The following is a 21,575-nucleotide window of genomic DNA, read 5'->3' as shown; positions in this document are numbered from 1 at the left end:
TTCACTCATTCAAAATTCAATCATTCACTCATTAATTATGAAAGAGGGCGAAGACTTTTATTTTAACGAAGACGGATTAATGGTTTTTACAGCGGCATATCATTTAAAACGTGGATATTGTTGTAAAAATAAATGCAAGCATTGTCCCTGGGGTTACGGGAAAAAGAAAGAGAAGAAGTAATTTTTTAGATTTTAAGTTTTAGAACCGAACTCGATTGTAAATATCACTCAAAACTACCTCAAAACCCATTGAAACAAACTTAACCGTGTCTTCAATTTGTTGGTATTCAATCAGTTCCCAGTTTTGTTTTTCGTTTAAGTAAAAAGCCTCAACTGATATAGCTTCTGAATCAATAAGAATATATTCTTTAAGGGTTGGAAATATCTTTATAAAGCTCGAATTTATGACCTCTATCATAATCCCTTGTCGATGGAGAAAGTATTTCAATAATTACTGGGAGTTCAACAAAGCTTTCTTCATCAATATTACTTTGGTTTAAGCCGTTACAATAAATTGAAATGTCAGGATAAGTGAATAAACCATTTGCGGTTATCTGGGTACGAAGGTCGCTGCCATAAGTGAGGCAAGGTTTACCTTTCAGCTTACCTCCAATTTCTAAAAACAAATTGGTGAAAATCTCATTATGATTTGTGCTTGCGCCAGCCATTGAAAATATTTCGCCCTGAAAATACTCATGCTTTTCTTGCGATGCCTTTTCCATCTCCAAATATTCAGCAACAGTAAAATGCCTTTTTTTGTATTCTACATTAGGCTCATTTACAATCTCTTCCATGTTCTAATATACTGAATGTTTTCAGATAAAACCTTGCAAAATTGGAAATGCTAGTGTGAATGCCCGGCAAAGAAACCAATTAAAGCCACGCCAATTCCCAGTAGAACAGCAATCATTTTTCGGGTGTTAATTTTATGGTCTGCGCTCGATTCGAATAAAATTGTAGTGGAAATGTGTAGGAAAATACCAATTACAATTCCCATAATTTTGTTGAAATAAGCATCGATACCTCCAATGGTTCCGTTGCTTAAACCAACACTTACATAAAAGCCAAGCGGGGCCATCACGGCGAAAATTATCAAGTACATGATGATGCTTCCTTTTTTGAAATGGTTTTGCATTAAAATGCTTGCCAAAGCAAATGCCGCTGGAATGTGATGTAATGAGATTCCAAAAATAAGTTCGTTATGCTGATCTTTGGCAAGTGGCATCCCCTCTAAAAAAGCATGCAGGCAAAGGCTGATCATAATTCCGAATGGAAAAACATTTCCATCGTGGTGTTTATGGATATGCCCATGTTCTACACCCTCAGAAAACTGCTCTAAAAAAACCTGCAATAAAAAACCTACCAATATAAAAATACCAATTTCGCCTTTGTCGGGCCCGCTATAGGCGTCGGGTATAAGGTGAAGAACCGTAATGGCAAATAGGTAAGATCCACTGAAAGAAAGGATTAATTTCAGTAGTTTTGATTTATCACTTTTGACCAAAAAAATGGCCGAGCCGCCTAAAAAAGCGCAGAAAAAAAGTACGGCAAATTTCCAAGCTTCCATTAAAATTGGGGTTGTAATTTTTTAAATATTCTCGAACAGATAAAACCAATTAAAGTTCCCAATAGTGCACCTGTAGTTACATCTATCGGGTAATGAACGCCCACGTAAACTTGTGCAAAGCTAATTATTCCTGCCCAAAATATCCCAAGAGGCAAAATAGGCTTCCAGCGACTGTAAAATACGCAAATTAAAAACACAGCAATAGCAAAATGATTGGTAGCATGGGCTGAGGGAAAACTTAATCCACTGCCGCATGGCACCCGGTGAATAATATCATTTGCCAAACTGAAATCATTGCAGGGCCTTACCCGAGCCACAAACGGTTTTATTAAACGAGATGCGATCAGATCTCCTGTGGCGAAGGTAAAAAGTACCATTCCAATAATATAGTATCCGTGTTTTTTGTACTGCTTAATGCAGAAAATAATAATAAAAATATACAGCGGCGACCAAAAAAAACGATTGCGCATTAAAGGCATCAGCCAATCGAAAAAGCCATTAGAAAGCCCACGGTGGATTTTCATAAAAAGCTCAACATCAAATTGCTGTATGCTTTCTATCATGCCTTTTTACAAATTAAAATTAAACGATCGGAGTTGCATTCGTCGAATTTGTCGAGCGCATAACTGCCAAAAGCTTTTTGAACCACCAGGCCTGCTTTGGTTAACATACGCTCAAAATCTTCAAAACAAAAAGCTTGCACCCGTTCTTCGAAATTGTATGTTTTGCCCTTATCATCGAAATTTATTTTTTTGATAATCTTGCCTTCCACTACATTTTTAGTGATATTGAAGGCAATGCCATCAAGCGATTTAATTTCGCAATGATTTAAATTTCTGACGATTTTTTCAGTATTAAAATAGTCTATAACCAGAGTTCCATTGGTTTTTAAACATTTTCTAAACGTTTTAAGCGCATTAACATGGTCTTTCTCGGTGTCGAAATAACCGAAACTGGTAAATAAGTTTAAGGCAACATCAAAATAGTTGATATAAAACAGTTTGCGCATATCATGTACCAAAAAATGCAGTTTATTGTTTTCGAATTTCCTGGCGTATTTTATACTTTGTTCTGATAAATCGATTCCTGTAACATCAAAGCCTTTTTTATTGAGATAAATAGAATGCCTACCTTTCCCGCAAGCAATATCAAGCATTTTCGAATCGACCGCCGGACTAAGATATTCTGTTAACTTATCGATGAAAAATTCGGCTTCTGCATCGTTTCTTTGTTGATAAAGAATATGATAATATGGCGAATTAAACCAATATTGAAACCACTTACGTTGCATATAAAAAGCCTTTTTGTTTTGGAATTTGCAAACTTAGATAAAATTGAGATAAACAAAGTACATTAATTTCACAGCGAAGCAATTTATAATTTATCGATAAGGAGATTGGTCTTTATATTTTGGAAATCGGCGTTCACATTTTGTCGGGACCTGCAGCCCTGCCATTCGCTGTAACCCTCGTAGAAAAACTCCGGGCTGCCGCAGTTGTCAGGTTTAATAATAAAGGCTTGTAACTTTTTGGTATGAACCCACCCCCCAACCAATCCTTGAAGTTAAGGAGGGGAGCAGGGTAGAGCAAATAAAATTAGCACAGAATTAGGTTTCGGGTTAAAAGTATATGCTTTAAAAATTGGCTAACTTGCCCTTCTTTGGCTACTCCCCTCCTAACTTAGCAGGGGCAAGGGGGGGTAAAACTAACCTCAGGATTACGGAATAATCTTTCTAAAACCGACTTAGTGGAAAACCAGCAATCCTGATTTTTTATCCGGAGCGGATTTGCAACGGGGGCGGAACTGCAGAAACCGATGCACGATTGCGCTTGCTTTCCAAAAAAATAAAAACCAATCACACGTTTGACTAAAACCTTAGCCGAATTTCTATTAAATATATCGTATAAATAGATATAAAAACAATGTAAATTAACATGCCAAGGCCGCCTAAAATAGCTGCTATCTTGTTTTTTTTCTTATTTTTGAGCCTTAAATAAAATACACAAAGTGACTTTAATAAAATCGATTTCAGGAATACGAGGAACCATTGGCGGACAAGCTGGAAACGGCTTAACACCGATAGATATAGTAAAATTTACAGCGGCTTTTGGTAGCTGGGTAGTACAAAAAACAGGAAACAAAAGAATCGTATTAGGTCGCGATGCACGTATTTCGGGCGAAATGGTGAACAATTTGGTTATTGGCACCCTTCAAGGATTAGGGATTGAGGTAATCGATTTAGGCCTTTCAACAACACCAACAGTAGAAGTTGCTGTTCCGGATGAACACGCAGGAGGAGGAATTATTTTAACCGCCAGCCATAACCCGAAACAATGGAATGCCCTGAAGTTGCTAAACGCGGATGGAGAATTTATCAGCGATTTAGATGGAAAAGAAGTGCTCGATTTAGCAGAAAGTGCAAGTTTCGAATTTGCTGAGGTGGATCAATTAGGTAAGGTTATTCAAAATAATACTTACCTGCAGAAACATATAGATAAGGTTTTAGCATTGCCTTTGGTTGATGTAGATGCCATTAAAAAAGCCGATTTTAAGGTTGTTATTGATTGTGTAAATTCGACAGGCGGAATTTTTATTCCTGCTTTGTTAAAAGCCTTGGGCGTAACAAGAGTTACCGAATTATATTGCGATCCTAACGGTCACTTTCCACACAACCCTGAGCCGCTTCCTGAGAATTTAACTGAAATTTCAAAAGAGGTACAAAAGCAAAATGCCGATTTAGGTATTGTGGTTGATCCAGATGTGGACCGTTTATGTTTTGTAAATGAAGATGGAAGCATGTTTGGCGAGGAATATACATTAGTTGCCGTTGCCGATTACGTGTTAAAAAATACGCCAGGAAACACCGTTTCTAACCTTTCTTCCACACGGGCTTTACGAGATGTTACCGAGAAAGCTGGTTCGGAGTATAATGCATCAGCGGTCGGCGAGGTGAATGTAGTTAACAAAATGAAAGAAACCAATGCAATTATTGGCGGCGAAGGCAATGGCGGCATTATCTATCCAGAATCGCATTACGGCAGAGATGCTTTGGTTGGTATTGCATTATTTTTAACTCATTTAGCCAAATTTGGAAAATCAATTTCATTGTTGAGAAGCAGCTACCCACAATACCATATTTCAAAAAACAAAATTACCCTTACACCAGAAATGGATATCGATAATTTGTTAAAACAGGTTGAGGAAAAGTACAAAAACCAACCTTATAGCACTATCGATGGGTTAAAAATCGAATTCGATAAAACCTGGGTTCATTTGCGCAGATCTAATACCGAGCCAATTATCCGTATTTATAGCGAAGCGGAGAACGAAGCCACAGCAGAAAATTTAGCGAACAAAATTATTTCGGACATCAAAGAAATACTTAAATTAAACTAGTACATGAAAAGAGTTTATTTAGATAATGCAGCTACAACGCCATTGGATAAAGAGGTAATTGCTGAAATGACCAATGTAATGGAAAACCATTTTGGCAATCCATCTGCTATTCATGCATTAGGGAGAGAGGTTAGAACGCTCGTAGAGAAGGCTCGTAAAACGGTTTCTGGTCTTTTAGGTGCATCACCTTCCGAAATATTTTTCACTTCTGGAGGTACCGAAGCAGATAATACTGCTATCCGGTGTGGCATTTCTGCTTATGGAATTAAGCATGCCATCACTTCTAAAATAGAGCATCACGCGGTAGAACATACCTTAAATACGATGCTTAAAAATGGCGAAATTGATAAATTAAGTTTTGTAAATATTGATGAAAAAGGTAATGTAGATTATGCCCACCTGGAAGAGTTATTGCAAAACAATGATCGCACTTTTGTATCGCTAATGCATGCAAACAACGAATTGGGTACTTTAACCGATATGCTTAAAGTTGGCGATATCTGCGAAAAATATAACGCCATTTATCATGCCGATACAGTGCAAACCATGGGGCATTACGTACACAATGTGCGTGAATTAAAAGCCCATTTCATTGTATGTGCGGCACATAAGCTACATGGTCCCAAAGGGGTGGGTTTCTTGTATGTAAATAGCAACATCAAGATTCCACCGATGATTTATGGGGGAGCACAAGAGCGTAACATGCGTGGTGGTACCGAAAATGTTTACGGTATTGTTGGCCTGGCCAAAGCGTTGGAAATTGCCTATGCAGAAATGGCATTGCATCAAAGCCACATTCAGGGGTTAAAAGATTATCTAAAAGAACAATTGATTGCAGAGATTCCGGGAATTGGTTTCAACGGAGAAACAGATGCAGACAAGAGTCTTTATACCGTTTTAAATGTGTCATTTCCGGAAATGGACATGGCCGATATGTTGTTGTTTAATTTGGATATCAATGGAATTTGTGCCTCTGGCGGCAGCGCTTGTTCTTCAGGCTCGAACATTGGTTCTCACGTTTTAAATGGCATCAAAGCCGACCCAAATCGCCCATCAGTTCGCTTTTCTTTTAGTAAATATACTACCAAAGAGGAACTGGATTACGTTATTGATAAAGTTAAAATGGTGGTAAAGCAAAATGCTTTAGCCTAAAAATATCACTAACCAAATAGGAAACAGTCTCGGAGCAATTCGAGACTTTTTTTTGAGATTTTTTTTGAAAGCAAGTGCAACTCATTTATTAAGGTTAGTCCTGCTTTCTATACTAACCAAAGCAGAAAAAGCTTTTGGTTTCCACGGCAATCAGTATATTTAACATGGGTTTGGGTGGTTGGGAAAGGCATTAAATTTTCAAAACCGCTGCTGAAGCAGGACGGCAATGATATTTATAGCTTCAGTTCTAAGTTGGTTGCTTTTCATTACTGTTAACTTCACTCAACGACAATTTTTAAATCCCTTGCAAATCTCAAAAGAAAAACTTATATTTAATTAAGATAAAGGCTATCCACAAGCCAAGACACATGAGTTCCTTAACGAAACCTTATCAAATATCTCTTTAGGATAAGGTTAGGCAATTATAAAACAGCTTTGCAGAATTTTCTTAAAAAGAGAAACAAACGCATTTTTTGAAAATTGAATTCACCCTCAAAAGCAGCTAATGCTTTTATAAATTTATCGTTATGGAAAATCAAAAAACTAATGCTCAAGCAGCAAATACTGATAATCTGAACTCGTTAGACAGCAGAAAGCATATTTACAAATTCATTTTATCACCGTTTTCATTCGAGTCATCCCATCATTTTAACAAAATTCATAAACGAAAATTCAATTCTTTTGGTTGTATTCACGAGTTGAGAAAGCTGTCAGGCTCAATGCTGTAAGTTCAAATTTAAAGCGAATAAGACTTTTCCATGGAAACGAGTGGGTATATTGTGTCAGAATGATTCCTTAAGGTATTAAAAAAAACAATATTCCATTTTCGCTTGTTGCTTTAGTATATCAATTTGAAATACTATGGAAACTAATAAAGAAAAGGGAAAAGTTATTCAGAATGACTTACTAGATAAAGAAGTTGAAGATGTAAGAGAGCATGATTCTCTTGACAATAATAAATCTTCTAAACAGGCTACGAATTTATTCGAAAAGGATAAAAACCGAAAGAACAATGCATTTGGACCAGGTCATGAGCCAGGTACTACACCGGGTTCTGGCATTTAGAGCATTGGTATTTCGGGTATAAATTTTTAAATTTAAGCCACAGCATTTGTTGTGGCTTTTTATGTTGATTAAAAAATGGAAAGAAGAAATTTTATTAAAAATTCTGCATTGGCAATGGCCTTGCTCTCAATTTATAAAACAGATGTTTTTGCTCAGCAAGAGATGTTGCGGGCGTATAACTTCAAGCCATTGAGAAACAACGTCGGTATTTTCACCGAGCAGGGCGGAACTATCGGCTGGTTAAATTCATCAAATGGCTTTGTTGTTGTTGATGCACAGTTTCCAACATCGGCACCGCATGTTATCGAAGAATTGAAAAAACTTGGCGAAAAACCTTTTAAATATTTAATCAACACGCACCATCATAGCGACCATACTGCGGGTAACATCGCTTTCAAAGGTTTGGCGGAAAAAGTCGTGGCGCATCAAAACTCGCTTGTTAATCAGAAAAGAGGGGCAGAGAAAGCAAATAGTTTAGATAAACAATTATTGCCAGATACTACATTCGGTATCGGCTGGAAAGCACCTGTAGGCGATGAAAAGATTAGCGCTTACTACTATGGTTCTGCCCATACAAATGGCGACGCTGTTTACCATTTTGAAAATGCAAACATCGTTCATGTCGGCGACCTGGTTTCCAATAGAAAATACCCTTATATCGATAGAGAAAATGGTGCTCATATCGGCAATTGGGTTACCGCTTTAGAAAAAATACATAATCAGTTTGATAACGATACCTTATTTATCTTTGGCCATAGCCGTGAGCCAGAAAAAGTTACTGGAAACAAAGCTGATATCAAGGCATTTCAAAATTATCTTCAAAATTTGCTGAGTTTTGTCGGCGCTGAAATAAAGGCAGGTAAATCAAAAGAAGATATATTAAAAGCAACTGCAATACCAAATGCTACGGAATGGCAAGGCGAAGGTATTCAAAGGAGTTTAACAGCTGCTTATGATGAGCTAAAAGGCGTTTAAATTTTTGCCGTAGATTTGCGATGTTTTAAAATTGACCTACAAATCTGCGGCTTCATTTTGCCAAATCTTTTTCCAATTTATAAACATTCTATATTTGAAAAATAAGGAGATAGCCATTTGTTAACTACTTAAAGCTACCTCTTATCTGTTATATTTGTCTATACAAATCCAATATCAGATATGGATGATTTTTTAGCGGCACGTTCGCAAATGGCTCTTTCCCTGGGCTTTCATATTATTTTTTCTTGTATCGGAATGGTGATGCCATTTTTTATGGCGGTTTCTCACTATAAGTGGCTACGAACCAATCAGGAAGTTTACAAAAACCTCACAAAAGCCTGGAGTAAGGGAGTTGCCATCTTTTTTGCCACCGGTGCGGTGTCTGGCACGATGTTATCATTTGAGCTGGGCTTGTTATGGCCAAGGTTTATGGAACATGCAGGGCCTATTTTCGGGATGCCCTTCTCTCTGGAAGGTACTGCATTTTTTATCGAAGCCATTGCGTTAGGCTTTTTTCTTTATGGCTGGAACAAGCTAAACAAATGGTTTCATTGGTTTACGGGGGTAGTTGTTGGTGTTAGCGGCCTGGCTTCAGGGATATTGGTTGTTGCTGCAAATGCCTGGATGAACAGCCCTGCAGGATTCGATTTTGTAAACGGCAGGTACTTGAATATCGATCCTATACAAGCTATGTTTAACAAGGCATGGTTTTCGCAAGCCTTGCATATGTGTTTAGCTGCTTTTACGGCTACAGGTTTTGCGGTGGCCGGCGTCCACGCACTTATGATTTTGCGGAATAAAAACAGAGATTTTCATTTCAAAGCATTTAAAATCGCGGCTGTTTTTGCTTGTATTGGAGCTATATTGCAACCTTTGAGTGGAGATATTTCTGCAAAAGATGTAGCTGAAAGACAGCCTGCAAAACTTGCCGCAATGGAAGCGCTTTATAAAACAGAAAAACCAGCGCCGCTATTAATCGGAGGAATTGTTAACGAAAAAGATAAAACTGTAAAGGGAGCGATAAAAATACCCGGTGCACTCAGTTTCCTGGCGCATGGCGATTTCCATGCAGAGGTTAAGGGCTTAGATCAAATTCCTAAAAATGAACATCCACCGGTCGCGATTACGCATTATGCCTTTCAAATTATGGTGGGTATCGGTACGCTCTTAGCTCTTATTTCAGTGATCTTCTTTATCAATATCATCAGAAAACGATCAGTTATAGATAAGCGCTGGCTGCTTAAACTCTTTGTAGCATCTATTCCTTTGGGCTACATCGCCTTAGAAGCTGGCTGGGTGGTAACTGAAGTGGGAAGACAACCATGGATTATTTATGGAATCATGCGTACGAAAGATGCCGTTACGCCTATGCCCGGTATTGCTTATTCATTTTACATTTTCTCAGCAATTTATATCTCGTTAAGCATTGTAGTTACTTTTCTCCTTTATAGGCAGATTAAAATGGTGCCCGTTGTTTACGATAAATCTGATAGCCACGATTTGAAATCATAATATGGAATATGTTGTAGTTACTTTCTTATGTCTGGCTATTTTGCTGTACTTCTTATTGGGAGGTGCTGATTTTGGCGCCGGGATTATCGAGCTCTTTACCTCTACGAAGAATAGAAGCCGAACCAGGAAAACAATGTATCAGGCCATTGGTCCCGTTTGGGAGGCAAATCACATGTGGCTGATCATTGCAATTGTGATTCTATTTGTGGGTTTTCCATACATTTATACCACCATGTCTGTGCATCTCCATATTCCATTGTTAATCATGCTCATTGGAATTATTGCCCGTGGTACGGCCTTTGTATTCCGTCATTACGATGCAATTAAGGATGACATGCAATGGCTTTACAATCGAATTTTCAGGTACTCCAGTTTCATCACGCCTTTATTTTTAGGAATCATCGCGGGCAGTGTAATTTCTGGCCACATTGATCTTGATGCCAAAGATTTTTTAACAGCCTACGTTTGGAGTTGGTTAAATTGGTTCTCTATATCCGTCGGCTTATTTACTGTGGCCTTATGCGGATTCCTTGCAGCCATTTACCTGATTGGTGAAACTGATGATGAACAAGATAAGCGAAGGTTTATTAAAAAAGCAGAGTACATGAATATTGCTGCCGTCGTATTTGGGGCAATGGTTTTTATTGCAGCACAGTTTGATGGGATTCCACTAATCGATTGGGTTTTCAAAAATACAGTTGGTCTTGCTTCTATCATTTTGGCAAGTCTGTCACTCATTTTATTATGGTATCTTCTAATAAAAGGAGAAACAAAAACGTTAAGGATTTTAGCCGGCTTTCAGGTAACAATGATTTTGTTAGCCATTAGTTATGCACACTTTCCGAATTTTATACTCTTGAAAAATGGTGACGCCATTTCGTTATTTGAGGCGATTGGCCCGCCAAAAACGATTTATAGTTTGGGCGTAGCCTTATTGTTAGGTAGCATTTTAATTTTGCCGTTTCTGGGTTATTTGTTTTATAAATTTAAGAAAAAAGAGGAGTAGTGGTTGTCTCTCCATTACCACGTATAAACCTTTTTCTAACGATTTAATTTGAAAAGCACTTGTAGTAGTCTTCGGTTCCGAAAGTCCCGCTATCGTTCCAATCTTTTTTAACTTCAGTCAGCTTGCAACCATTCGTTAATGCTACAGGAGAATGACGAAGCAATAGTTTGAGTACGGGCTACAAAAAAGTATTTACACTTTATCGGGTTATGCTTAACGGCAATGCATTAACACATCCATCAAAGAAAAAGAGCATCCATTTCTGAATGCTCTCTTGATCTATTATTTGCTTACAACCCCCCTTTTCTGGTAGCTTTTCTTGCTTCGGGCCAGGTAACTTGTTTTCCCGTACGCTCGTTTACTGGTAAATCTGTTGCTTTCTCTGTCGAAGTTTTTTCAGGATCTTCACAAGCCATATAAACCATAATCGCAGCTAGAATTACATTGCTTCGAATTTCGTCGAAAACCAATTTGTCGTAGCTATCGCGATTGGTGTGCCAGGTGTAAGTTCCGTAATCCCAGCTTGTAGAGCTTAGCGAATAACCCAATGCTCCTGCAGCTACAAAAGATGCAAAATCAGAACCACCTGCTCCAGGCATCCCAGGGAAACTGGTTTTAATCTGATTTTTAATAGTATCCGGTACAGCCGCTAACCAACGGGTAATGTAATCTCTGGATTTTGCAAAACCTTGGCCACCTATATTAACCACACGGCCTGTGCCATTATCCTGATTGAATAGAGCCTGCAAATTACCAACAACTTCCGGATGATCTTCTACAAAAGCTCTCGAGCCATTTAATCCTTGTTCTTCACTTCCCCAATGGCCAACCAAAATGGTGCGTTTCGGATTTGGATAAAGTTTCTTCAAAATGCGCATCGCTTCCATCATCATAATTGTTCCAGAACCGTTATCGGTTGCACCGCTGGCACCATCCCACGAATCGAAGTGGGCCGACAGCATCACATATTCTTTTGGCTTTTGCTTGCCTTTAATTTCTGCAATGGTATTGAATGTTGGTACTACACCATTTTCCTTCGATTCAGACTCAATTTTTAACATAGGCTTATTCCCACTTTGTGCTAAACGGTAAACTAAACCATAATCTTCAACCGATAAATCTAAAGTTGGGATTTTTGTAGTATTGGCGCCGAAAATTTTATCTACACCAAAACCTTGCGACCAATTATTGATGATAATTCCTGCAGCCCCTGCATTTTCGATAGCAAGTGCCAGTGCTTTTGCATTTAGCCCTGTTTTAGCGATGCCTGCTGCAAATGTCTTTAATGCTTCTGCTTTTTCCTTTTTATATTTTTCGAATAAATCTTTTGTTGCAAATTCTTCCCAGTTTTTCTCTGGTCTGCCAGAAATTTGATTCATAGAAATGAGAACCAATTTCCCTTTTGCGTTTGGTAACCATTTTTGAAAGGAAACAGAATCAGTAATTGAAGGCAGAATAATGGCTTCGGCATTGATCGCCTTTCCATTGGTAGATGGACTCCAGGCTAATTGCGTGCCTTCTAGAGTTCTTAACCGCGGACTTACCAAATCGATATGCGTAACACCTCTTTCCCATCCACGCCATTCGCCCCATTTTTCATTTTTGGCAGAAATTCCCCAATCGCTGTATTTCTTTACCGCCCAATCATTCGCTTGTTTCATTTGCGGTGAACCCACTAAACGCGGCCCAACAACATCTAAAAGCTCATGCGCTAATTTTTCTAATTGTGAGTTCTCATTTACTTCTTTTACAATGTTGTCGATTAACTTTTTGTCTTGTGCAAAGGCAAAAGAGGAAGTGAAGAGTAGTAATGTTGGCAACAGTAGTTTTTTATTCATCTGTATATATTTATTTTTTAGGTTGTCAGATGGAGTTACCATAATCTGTTGTTATGGTAGGTTCATTTTGTTTATTAATAGACTTCTAAATTAGGTAATAAGTCGGTTTTGAAGCTTTTTTAATAGAAATGTTGCAAAGGTTAATGTCAGTTGTGTAAGTCTGCTATCTTATGTTTGCATATTAATGTGCTGAAAAGAAGCTTAACATATCATTTAGGGCATTTTCAGCATGCATTAAATCCCCATTATCAAGTGATTCCTTTGACACAATAGCAGCTCGTTTAAGCATGCTACTTTCATAGGTAGAAATAGCTTCAAGTAAAGTTTGATGCTGGTCTGACGTTAGATTTTCACTTAATTCGAGCGCATCAAGCATGGCCATATTTACGCCTTCTCCAGCGAATGGGGGCATAACATGTGCTGCATCTCCGATTAGAGTTAAATTAGATAGCGACTTCCATTTTTGATCTAGAGGCATGCAATAAATTGGGCGGGGAATGAATGGTACTGTTGTACATTCAAACAATTCGTTCCATATATTACTCCATCCTGTATAGTTTGCTTTAAACCAATCTAACATTTGGGCTCTATCGCTATAATTCAGTCCATTAAGTCCATTATTCTTAGCCCAGCTCTCATCAGTTTTAAAACTAGCATAAAATCCAATCTCTCCATTGCCTTTTTGACCCATCAGTATGTTTTGTTCATTTCCAAAAGCCATGATTTTTCCACCTCTTAATAGCTTAAAAATATTTGGAGCTTCTTTTTCCGCATTATATATATTTCCTTCGAGCATAGTGATACCAGAATAAAATGGTATGATGTCTGTAACGTAAGGACGGATTTTTGAATTGGCTCCGTCAGCAGCAATTACAATATCAGCATATATAGATTCCTTGTTTTTAAAATGAAGCATCCAACCATCGTTCTTCTGTTCCATAGCAATAAAGTGGCTATTCCAAATGATATGAGAAGGATCTATAGACGCTAACAAAATTTTCCTTAGCGCACCGCGATCTATCTCTGGACGGAAATGTTCGTTTTCGAAATTTTCTTCGATTTTATAGTCATGATCGCTAAAAAGTATTTCCGCATGCTCGTTCATGATGAGTTTTTTATCGGCTCCTGGAAGAAAATTATTTTTAAACTCTTTCAACAGATTTGCTTTGCGAAGCGCCGCCAAACCAGACTCGTCGTGCAGATCAAGAGGAGAACCTTGTACTCGTGCATTTTTATCGAAATCTCTTTCGTAAACTTTAATATCTGCACCTTTAAGTGCTAAGAGTTTGGCTAGTGTCAGTCCGCCGGGACCACCGCCGATAATGGCAATTGATTTATCTTGTAGTAACATAATTTAAAATTTATGCTACAAAATTATTTCTTGTCGTAAACTAAAAATTGTAAAAAACGGTCGTTTTCATTTTTAAATAACTCTTTCGGAGAAACGCCGGAAAGCTTTTTTATCTCTTTGATAAAGTGCGATTGATCGGTAAAGTTCAGCTGCGGAGAAAGTTGTCCGTCTTTAATGTGTGGAAGTGAGGCTTGAAAACGCAGGATGTTACAGTAGGCTTTTAATGAAATTCCTAGTTGCTGGTTAAAATAGCGATTGATTTGTCGTTCGCTCCAAGCTACTTTTTCAGAAAGTTCTTTGATGCTCATTTCGCCATTATTGGCAAAAATTAGATGAAATAGCTTTCGCTTGCGTTCATCTACTTCTTTAGAAATAAGTGATTTTATTTTACGTGATGCTTTTTCACAAAATTTGCCAAAATTATTGAGGTCATCTAAGCCAAAATCCCAAAAGTTGCTTTCTAATATTTTGCCGCTATTTAAGATGTCAGCAATGGGTTGATGTAAGATGTATTCTATAGCAAGAGGCGTGAAACTAATGGAAAAAAATGATGAAACATTGAGTTTCGGTATCAATTTTGGCTTTGTTTCTAAACCCATTAAGGTGATTTGAAAATGATTGTCTACAGTTTTAGAGAACAATAAATCAATCCTCCCGTTTGGAATAATGATGCCATTGTTTGCGTCAGATAGATTTTCAAGTGACGAAAATCGATCCACAAAATCGGCAATTGAACATTCGGGTTTGATGTATTCGTAGCTTGGATTATCATTCATGAGGTACAAGTTGTTGTAATTTACTGAATTAATAAATCCAAATCTATTTTGGTTATCTTAAGTAAATCACATTCGGTAACACACTCCAAATTTTTTTTCGTTTTGTCTGATTGATAAAGCGGAAACTCTCCGTTATTTAAACCTGATTGCCGCGGTAGCTCCCGATCTTTTCGATCGGGCCTACAAGCAAAAAGCAGAACTGAAATAACCGAAGTTATCAAGCCCTGCTTTTCATATCTTTTTTTAAATCAATTAGTCATTTTGCACCAGTGAACCAATGACTAATGAACCAATGTCCGGTGAACTATTGACCAATGGCTATTGAACCAAATTAATTATTCATCATCTTAATAAAAGCGCCTATTTTAGCTTTCATAGCTCTTCTATCTACAATAAAATCAAGGAAACCATGTTCCAAAACAAATTCTGAAGTTTGGAATCCTTTTGGTAAGTCTTTTTTAATGGTTTCTTTAATCACCCTTGGGCCAGCGAAACCAATTAATGCGCCTGGTTCTGCAATATTAATGTCGCCAAGCATGGCATAAGATGCTGTAACGCCACCCGTCGTAGGGTCGGTAAGCAAAGAGATGTATGGAATTTTAGCCTGACTTAACAGCGCCAATTTTGCAGATGTTTTAGCCATTTGCATTAATGAAAATGCAGCTTCCATCATACGGGCACCACCTGATTTTGAAATCATCAGGAACGGAATTTTGTGTTTGATGCTATAATCGATTGAACGAGCGATTTTTTCGCCAACAACCGAACCCATTGAACCACCAATAAAAGCAAAATCCATACAGGCAATCACTAAATCCTGTCCTTCGATTTTTCCTACACCAGCACGGATAGCATCTTTTAAGCCGGTTTTAGCCTGACTTTCAATAATTCTATCGGTATAAGGTTTGTTATCGTTAAAATTTAAAGGATCGCCGGAGGTTAGATTCGGGAAAAGCTCTTTAAATTCGTTACTATCGAATAAAACTTCAAAATATTCTTTGGAACCTACTCTCAAGTGGTAGTTGCAGTAATGGCAAACGTACTTGTTTTCCTGTAACTCTGCCTGATGTAGCGGTTTTTTGCAATTCGGACACTTATTCCACACGCCATCTGGTGCCTCTTTCTTCTCTTCGGTTGTGGTAATGATACCTTTATTTTCTCTCTTAAACCAAGCCATATAATTTTTTAAAGAATTGGATTGCAAAGAAACGAAAAATATATGCAAGTTTGATATTAACCAATAATCAAATTTAAATTATCAAATTAATAAAGTAACGCTGACAATCTATTTTTATCGACAGACTCTTTTAAGCGTTACTGATGCGCTATTTCAACTTAATTCTAAGTAAGACTTGGTATATAAAAAAAAGCTGTTAGCGTTAAGAGTGTGAATTTTACACTAAGGATAATGTTATTTTTACACCAAACTGGCCTTATATGCTTGTAAGGCAAATAATTCTGTTGTTACAAAAGCTTGGATTGTAATTTTTTTTTATAACTTCGAACTTAATAAAATTAACAAGAGATGAGTTTAAAAGGCTACAGAGGCGTAATTTACGGAGATGCCGTTCAAGAATTATTTGAGCAGGCTAAGAAACATCAGTTTGCTTTACCAGCAGTTAACGTAACCGGTACAAACACGGTTAATGCGGTAATGGAAACTGCAAAGGCAGTAAATTCGCCAGTTATGATTCAGTTATCTAATGGAGGAGCGCAGTTTTACGCAGGTAAATCTTTGGATAACGAAAAATTGCAAGCATGTATTTTAGGTGCTGTATCGGCAGCTAAACATGTGCATTTATTGGCAGAACATTATGGTGTTGCTGTGGTTTTACATACCGACCACGCCGCTAAAAAATTGTTGCCTTGGATTGATGGCCTTTTAGACCACGGTGAAAAATTCTTCGCTGAAACTGGAAAACCTTTGTTTTCATCACATATGTTAGATCTTTCGGAAGAGCCGATTGAAGAAAATATGGAGATTTCTGCAAAATATTTTGCACGCATGGCGAAAATGAACATGACCATCGAAATCGAGCTTGGTGTTACAGGTGGTGAAGAAGATGGTGTAGACAATAGCGATGTAGATAGCTCGAAATTATATACCCAACCAAGCGAAGTTGCTTATGCTTACGAAGAATTAAGCAAAGTTTCTCCTCGTTTTACTGTTGCCGCTGCATTTGGAAACGTACATGGCGTTTACAAGCCTGGTAATGTAAAATTACAACCGGTTATTTTGAAAAATTCTCAAGACTTTATCAAAGAGAAATTTAACCTGAGCGCTGAAAAACCAATTAACTTTGTTTTTCATGGTGGTTCTGGTTCTTCTCAAGAAGAAATCAGAGAAGCAATTTCTTATGGTGCTATTAAAATGAATATCGATACAGATATGCAATGGGCATTCTGGGATGGTATTTTAGAGTATTACAAAAAGAATGAGGCTTATCTTCAAGGTCAAATCGGTAACCCTGAGGGTGATGATAAACCAAATAAGAAATACTACGATCCACGTGTTTGGTTACGTAAAGCTGAAGAGGCTTTTGTTAAACGTTTAACCGTTGCTTTCGAAGATTTGAATTGCATCAATGCGAACGATAAATTATAAGTTGAACTGAATTTTTTAAGCTGAAATAGTTAATCAGTCATTCAAAAATCATCATTCGATATTTAGACGGAGGCGCCATAGGTTTAAAAACTTATGGCGCTTTTGTTTGTTTTTATTTTTACATTTAAGCAAACATATTGCGATGATAAATAGAACTAACGAACCAGTAAATAATAATTTTTTTGAACGTTTCGCTAATGCCGCCACCAAGTTTACAGGTAGCTCTGCTGCATTTATTGCAGCCACAGCAATTGTTGTAATCTGGGCAGTTACAGGACCAGTTTTTCACTATTCTGAAACCTGGCAGCTGGTTATTAATACTGGTACAACGATTATCACTTTCCTAATGGTTTTCCTGATTCAAAAGGCACAGAATAAAGATGGAAAAGCTATTCAGCTTAAATTGAACGAACTTATTGCTGCGCAACAGGGGGCAAGCAACCGGATGGTTGATATTGAGGATTTGAGTGAAAAAGAATTAGATCAGTTACATCACTTTTATGTAACCATTGCTGCACTTGCCAAGAAAGAGGCTGATATTCGCTGCTCACATTCTATAGATGTGGCTAAAGAATTAAATGAGGAAAAATTGAAATTGAATAAACACTTTAAAAAAGAAAAATAATGAGCTTACAGGTTCAAAAGGTGATTCACCCCGAAGATTTAGATAAAGTATTTGCCATTAGAAAAATTGTATTTGTTGATGAGCAAAACTGCCCACCAGAATTAGAATGGGAGCATGAAGATGAATCAATTCATTTCCTGGCTACGCACAATGGCCAACCTTGTGGTGCATGCCGTTGGCGCAAAACGGATTTAGGTTATAAATTAGAGCGCTTTGCGGTGTTGCAAGACTTTAGGGGTCAGGGTGTAGGGAGAGCACTCATTGCAGAAGCGCTTTCTGATTTACCTGAAGATGCACATTACATTTACTTAAATTCCCAATTAGATGCGATGAGTTTATATGCTAAGTTCGGCTTTGTTGCCGAAGGTGAACAATTTGAAGAGGCAGGGATTCAGCATTTCAAGATGGTGAAGAAAGTGTAGCTATTAACTAGTCTTCATTGCGAGGCACGAAGCAATCTTTATGCTTTTGCTATAGATTAAAAGGCTTTTGATGTAAATCATCAAGCTTGCGTTAGCCGACACAACCTTTGTAGAATTGCTTCATTATGGACTTGACTAAAAATATTTTATGATGGAGTGAGGTGGCTGTGTTTACATAATGACAAACTCCTTAATAATATTTATATGTTGGAGTCACATCCGAATTAGAAACTAGAATTTGGCAGCATAAAAACAATGAGTTTCCAAAGTGTTTTAACTTCGAAATATAAATGCTACAACTTGGTTTACTTTATGTTTTTCCAATCATTGAAGATGCAATTGCAGAAGGAAAAAGGATAAAGGGAGGGAATTGACATCAAAAGATTAATTACTTATTGAATTAAATCAGAATTCGAAAGATTTGTATGATGACTTAAATTACGTATGTCGTCATTGCAAGGTACGAAGCAATCTTAAAGCATTCGCTATAGATTAAAGGCATTTTAGAGTCAATTACTAAGTTTACATTCCTAACCCCAGTAGTAGGATTGCTTCGTGCCTCGCAATGACAACCATCTAAAAAGCACAATAAATTAGCTTACCCAAATATCTTTCCTGACAAAGCCATCGCCTCATTCCATTTATCCGTATTAAGATTAAGATCTTCACCTTTTGAGTTTAAAAAACTTATTACATCTTCAGTAGCGATATTACCTGTTAAATCGTCAGCAGCCATCGGGCAACCGCCAAAACCTTTTAAGGCAGAATCTATCCGTTTTGCCCCAGAGCGGTATGCGGCTTCAATCTTTTCAAATCGTTCTACAGGGGTAGAGTGCAAGTGAATACCAATTTCAGTTTTGTTGAATTTTGTAATCAGTTTTGGAAGTATGGATGTGAGTTTTTCAGGAGTTGAAACACCAACGGTATCTGCTAATGAAAGAATTTTAACGCCCTTAGCAACTAAAATGTCAGCCCACTTTTCTACAATTTCATAATTCCATTCATCTCCGTAAGGATTACCAAAACCCATGGAGAGATAAATAACAGCAGTTTTGTTGTTTTGATCACAAAGAGATAACATTTCTTGAACCGTATTTAAGGATTGCGAAATGCTCGAATTTGTATTGCGTTGCTGAAATGTTTCCGATATGGAAAATGGGAAACCTAAGTAACTGATTTGCTCGTATCTTATAGCGTCTTCTACACCCCTTAAATTCGCTACAATTGCCAATAGCTTTGTTGAGGTTTGAGTTAAATCTAAATCGTCCAACACTTTAGCTGTATCTGCCATCTGCGGAATAGCCTTTGGTGATACAAAACTTCCAAAATCGAGCGTGTCGAAACCCACTTGAAGCAAAAGATTAAGATATTCTGATTTCAAATCCGTTGGGACGAAATCATGTAAACCCTGCATGGCATCACGTGGGCATTCCACAAGTTTGAATCTTTGATTACTCATTTGGCTCAGTCGTTGTTAATCGCAAAGTGCGTAAAGTTTTTCGCAAAGAAAAGAAGATTAAAGAAAACTGTGAGCTTCAAATCGAGTTTACCGTAATGACCAATGACCAATGACCAATGACCAATGACCAATGACCAATGACCAATGACCAATGACCAATGACCAATAACTAATGAACTTCCTTCACGCTGGGTACTTCGGCTCTGTAATCAACACTTCGGTCTTTGGCAAAGGTTCTGATAATTAATCTAGTTCCTCTATCATAACTAAAATAACTCCAAACCCAATTTACAAATACAATAATTTTATTTCTAAAGCCCACAAGGGTCATTAAGTGAACAAACATCCAGGTAAACCATGCAAAAACACCTTGAAAACGGATTTTACCGATATCAACCACAGCTTTGTTCCGGCCAACTGTAGCCATAGAACCTTTATCGAAATACTTAAATTTCTCTAACGGTTTATTTTCTTTGATGTTAATTAAGTTTTTAGCTAGATGATGCCCCTGCTGGATAGCGGCTGGTGCTACTCCGGGATGTCCGGTTGGAGTGGCCTCATCAATTATTGCCGCAACATCGCCAATGGCATAGATATTTTTATAACCGACAACCAGATTTTGGGTATCAGTTTTTAATCTGCCACCACGAACCACTTCTGCTTTGTCAAGGCCCGGCAATACCACGCCTTTTACTCCAGCGCTCCAAATTACGGTCGAACTTAATATTGGCGCCTTATCTTGTAAAGAAAGGGTGTGACCATCGTAACCTAAAACACGGGTATCGTTCATTACCTGGACACCCATTTTAATCAAAAATTCTTTAGATTTTTGTTGTGCCTGGGGTGACATTGGTCCTAAAAGCTCAGGGGAATTTTCAATAAGATAAATGTTCACTTTACTCACATCCATTTCTGGATAATCGTTAGGAATAACATGTCTTTTCAGTTCTGAAATTGCTCCAGCAGTTTCCACGCCTGTTGGGCCTCCACCCACTACCACGAAGTTTAATAGAGCGCTTTTCTTATCTAAATCCTTCTCGATCAACGATTTCTCGAAATTTTGCAAAATCAAACTTCTTAAATCTAAAGCCTCTGGAATAGATTTCATCGGCATTGAGTTCGCTTCAATTTCTTTGTTGCTGAAGAAATTACTAGTCGAGCCAGTTGCAATCACCAAATAATCATAACTCACCTTTCCAATATCTGTCATCAAACAGTTTTCAGCAGCATTTACTTCCGTCACTTTAGTTACCCTAAAGATTAGGTTTTTTTGTCCTTTAAAAATCTTTCTCAAGGGAAATGCAATGGAGTCAGCTTCCAATCCGCCTGTTGCTACTTGGTAAAGTAAGGGTTGAAAAGTATGATAATTATGTTTATCAAGCATGACTACTTGAAAAGGTTTATTTTTTAGTCGTTTAGCTAACTCTATTCCGCCAAATCCACCGCCAACTATAACTACTCTTGGGTATTCACTTTTAGGAAGTTGTAAATCCATTTTAAATCGCTTTATCTGTTATTAATGTAACAAAAAGATAGCCAAAAGGTTTAAGAATTAAGGTTCTGAAGCCAGTTTCTTAAGAGCTTCTATAGAGATATAACTTTGATATGACCGAGTTGGTTTTCGCTGGTTTTTAGGACTGTTTTGACTAAAATAAACCAGAGGGACACGAGCATGGAGCGCAGTGAAATAAAGTGGACAGCAGGGCTGAGGTTGCCGAAGAAATTCGGGTTTTGCTTTTTAAAAAACCTCACCGTATTATTGTCTGTGGTATTGGGTATCTAGTGCACGTCAATCGTATATAGGCAATTAGAGAGATAAAGCCTCG

General features: G+C 37.6%; 20 protein-coding genes and 1 pseudogene. 11 read left to right on the top strand and 10 right to left on the bottom strand.

Annotated elements, in window-relative coordinates:
- Window positions 1–37 precede the first annotated feature (37 nt).
- Window positions 38–181, top strand: a complete 144-nt coding sequence (locus tag OQZ33_RS24330; RefSeq protein WP_162237770.1) for a DUF5522 domain-containing protein — start codon at window positions 38–40, stop codon at window positions 179–181.
- A 187-nt stretch (window positions 182–368) separates the two neighbouring features.
- Here OQZ33_RS24330 and OQZ33_RS14665 read toward each other — a convergent pair whose 3' ends face one another.
- The 4 genes from OQZ33_RS14665 to OQZ33_RS14650 are packed head-to-tail and all read right to left on the bottom strand — an operon-like array spanning window position 369 to window position 2,858.
- A complete protein-coding gene (locus OQZ33_RS14665) occupies window positions 369–794 on the bottom strand; it encodes a Uma2 family endonuclease (RefSeq protein ID WP_265799788.1) in 426 nt (141 codons plus the stop codon).
- Between the two features lie 50 nt (window positions 795–844).
- Window positions 845–1,567, bottom strand: coding sequence for a ZIP family metal transporter (locus OQZ33_RS14660; RefSeq protein ID WP_056851298.1), 723 nt, complete (start codon window positions 1,565–1,567; stop codon window positions 845–847).
- Window positions 1,567–2,130, bottom strand: a complete 564-nt coding sequence (locus OQZ33_RS14655; RefSeq protein WP_265799787.1) for a phosphatase PAP2 family protein — start codon at window positions 2,128–2,130, stop codon at window positions 1,567–1,569. The genes OQZ33_RS14660 and OQZ33_RS14655 overlap by 1 nt, the downstream gene beginning before the upstream one ends.
- Entirely contained in the window at window positions 2,127–2,858 is a 732-nt protein-coding gene (locus OQZ33_RS14650; RefSeq protein ID WP_265799786.1) for a class I SAM-dependent methyltransferase, read from the bottom strand. The genes OQZ33_RS14655 and OQZ33_RS14650 overlap by 4 nt, the downstream gene beginning before the upstream one ends.
- Before the next feature lie 716 nt (window positions 2,859–3,574).
- Here OQZ33_RS14650 and glmM point away from each other — a divergent pair.
- From glmM to OQZ33_RS14620, 6 genes are all read left to right on the top strand, one after another.
- The gene (gene glmM, locus OQZ33_RS14645; RefSeq protein ID WP_265799785.1) at window positions 3,575–4,963 is read left to right on the top strand and encodes a phosphoglucosamine mutase; all 1,389 of its coding nucleotides are present in this window, start codon (window positions 3,575–3,577) and stop codon (window positions 4,961–4,963) included.
- Window positions 4,964–4,966: 3 nt separating this feature from the next.
- On the top strand, window positions 4,967–6,115 hold the full coding sequence (locus OQZ33_RS14640; protein ID WP_265799784.1) for a cysteine desulfurase family protein: 1,149 nt from the start codon (window positions 4,967–4,969) through the stop codon (window positions 6,113–6,115).
- 861 nt (window positions 6,116–6,976) lie between these two features.
- Complete coding sequence (locus OQZ33_RS14635) at window positions 6,977–7,180, top strand: hypothetical protein (RefSeq protein ID WP_056851293.1); 204 nt, start codon at window positions 6,977–6,979, stop codon at window positions 7,178–7,180.
- A gap of 75 nt (window positions 7,181–7,255) precedes the next feature.
- Window positions 7,256–8,155, top strand: a complete 900-nt coding sequence (locus OQZ33_RS14630; protein WP_265799781.1) for an MBL fold metallo-hydrolase — start codon at window positions 7,256–7,258, stop codon at window positions 8,153–8,155.
- 180 nt (window positions 8,156–8,335) lie between these two features.
- Window positions 8,336–9,667: a cytochrome ubiquinol oxidase subunit I gene (locus OQZ33_RS14625; protein WP_265799779.1), complete on the top strand. Its 1,332-nt coding sequence runs from the start codon at window positions 8,336–8,338 to the stop codon at window positions 9,665–9,667.
- Window position 9,668: 1 nt separating this feature from the next.
- The gene (locus OQZ33_RS14620; RefSeq protein WP_265799778.1) at window positions 9,669–10,673 is read left to right on the top strand and encodes a cytochrome d ubiquinol oxidase subunit II; all 1,005 of its coding nucleotides are present in this window, start codon (window positions 9,669–9,671) and stop codon (window positions 10,671–10,673) included.
- Between the two features lie 290 nt (window positions 10,674–10,963).
- Here the strand turns inward: OQZ33_RS14620 and OQZ33_RS14615 are convergent, their stop codons facing one another.
- The 4 genes from OQZ33_RS14615 to accD form a co-directional block, all read right to left on the bottom strand.
- A complete protein-coding gene (locus OQZ33_RS14615; protein ID WP_265799777.1) occupies window positions 10,964–12,511 on the bottom strand; it encodes a M20/M25/M40 family metallo-hydrolase in 1,548 nt (515 codons plus the stop codon).
- A gap of 181 nt (window positions 12,512–12,692) precedes the next feature.
- A complete protein-coding gene (locus tag OQZ33_RS14610; RefSeq protein WP_265799776.1) occupies window positions 12,693–13,862 on the bottom strand; it encodes an FAD-dependent oxidoreductase in 1,170 nt (389 codons plus the stop codon).
- A gap of 23 nt (window positions 13,863–13,885) precedes the next feature.
- Window positions 13,886–14,638, bottom strand: a complete 753-nt coding sequence (locus OQZ33_RS14605) for a helix-turn-helix domain-containing protein (protein WP_265799775.1) — start codon at window positions 14,636–14,638, stop codon at window positions 13,886–13,888.
- Window positions 14,639–14,969: 331 nt separating this feature from the next.
- A complete protein-coding gene (gene accD, locus OQZ33_RS14600) occupies window positions 14,970–15,815 on the bottom strand; it encodes an acetyl-CoA carboxylase, carboxyltransferase subunit beta (RefSeq protein WP_265799773.1) in 846 nt (281 codons plus the stop codon).
- A 348-nt stretch (window positions 15,816–16,163) separates the two neighbouring features.
- Between accD and fbaA the strand changes: the two genes are divergently transcribed.
- The 4 genes and pseudogenes from fbaA to OQZ33_RS24520 form a co-directional block, all read left to right on the top strand.
- Window positions 16,164–17,243 (top strand): class II fructose-bisphosphate aldolase, encoded by a 1,080-nt coding sequence (gene fbaA / locus OQZ33_RS14595; RefSeq protein ID WP_265799771.1) that lies wholly within the window; start codon window positions 16,164–16,166, stop codon window positions 17,241–17,243.
- 142 nt (window positions 17,244–17,385) lie between these two features.
- The gene (locus OQZ33_RS14590) at window positions 17,386–17,868 is read left to right on the top strand and encodes a low affinity iron permease family protein (protein ID WP_265799770.1); all 483 of its coding nucleotides are present in this window, start codon (window positions 17,386–17,388) and stop codon (window positions 17,866–17,868) included.
- Complete coding sequence (locus OQZ33_RS14585) at window positions 17,868–18,290, top strand: GNAT family N-acetyltransferase (protein WP_056851284.1); 423 nt, start codon at window positions 17,868–17,870, stop codon at window positions 18,288–18,290. The genes OQZ33_RS14590 and OQZ33_RS14585 overlap by 1 nt, the downstream gene beginning before the upstream one ends.
- A gap of 209 nt (window positions 18,291–18,499) precedes the next feature.
- A pseudogene (locus tag OQZ33_RS24520) lies at window positions 18,500–18,580 on the top strand (hypothetical protein); the annotation flags it as partial.
- A gap of 308 nt (window positions 18,581–18,888) precedes the next feature.
- Here the strand turns inward: OQZ33_RS24520 and OQZ33_RS14580 are convergent.
- Both OQZ33_RS14580 and OQZ33_RS14575 read right to left on the bottom strand, forming a co-directional pair.
- A complete protein-coding gene (locus OQZ33_RS14580) occupies window positions 18,889–19,749 on the bottom strand; it encodes a hydroxymethylglutaryl-CoA lyase (RefSeq protein ID WP_265799768.1) in 861 nt (286 codons plus the stop codon).
- Between the two features lie 169 nt (window positions 19,750–19,918).
- Window positions 19,919–21,244, bottom strand: coding sequence for an NAD(P)/FAD-dependent oxidoreductase (locus OQZ33_RS14575; RefSeq protein WP_265799766.1), 1,326 nt, complete (start codon window positions 21,242–21,244; stop codon window positions 19,919–19,921).
- Window positions 21,245–21,575 lie beyond the last annotated feature (331 nt).

The organism is Pedobacter sp. MC2016-05, assembly GCF_026239735.1.
GTDB lineage: Bacteria > Bacteroidota > Bacteroidia > Sphingobacteriales > Sphingobacteriaceae > Pedobacter.
The sequence above is the reverse complement of the archived record's forward strand: the minus strand, read 5'-3'. Positions and strand labels throughout refer to the sequence as shown.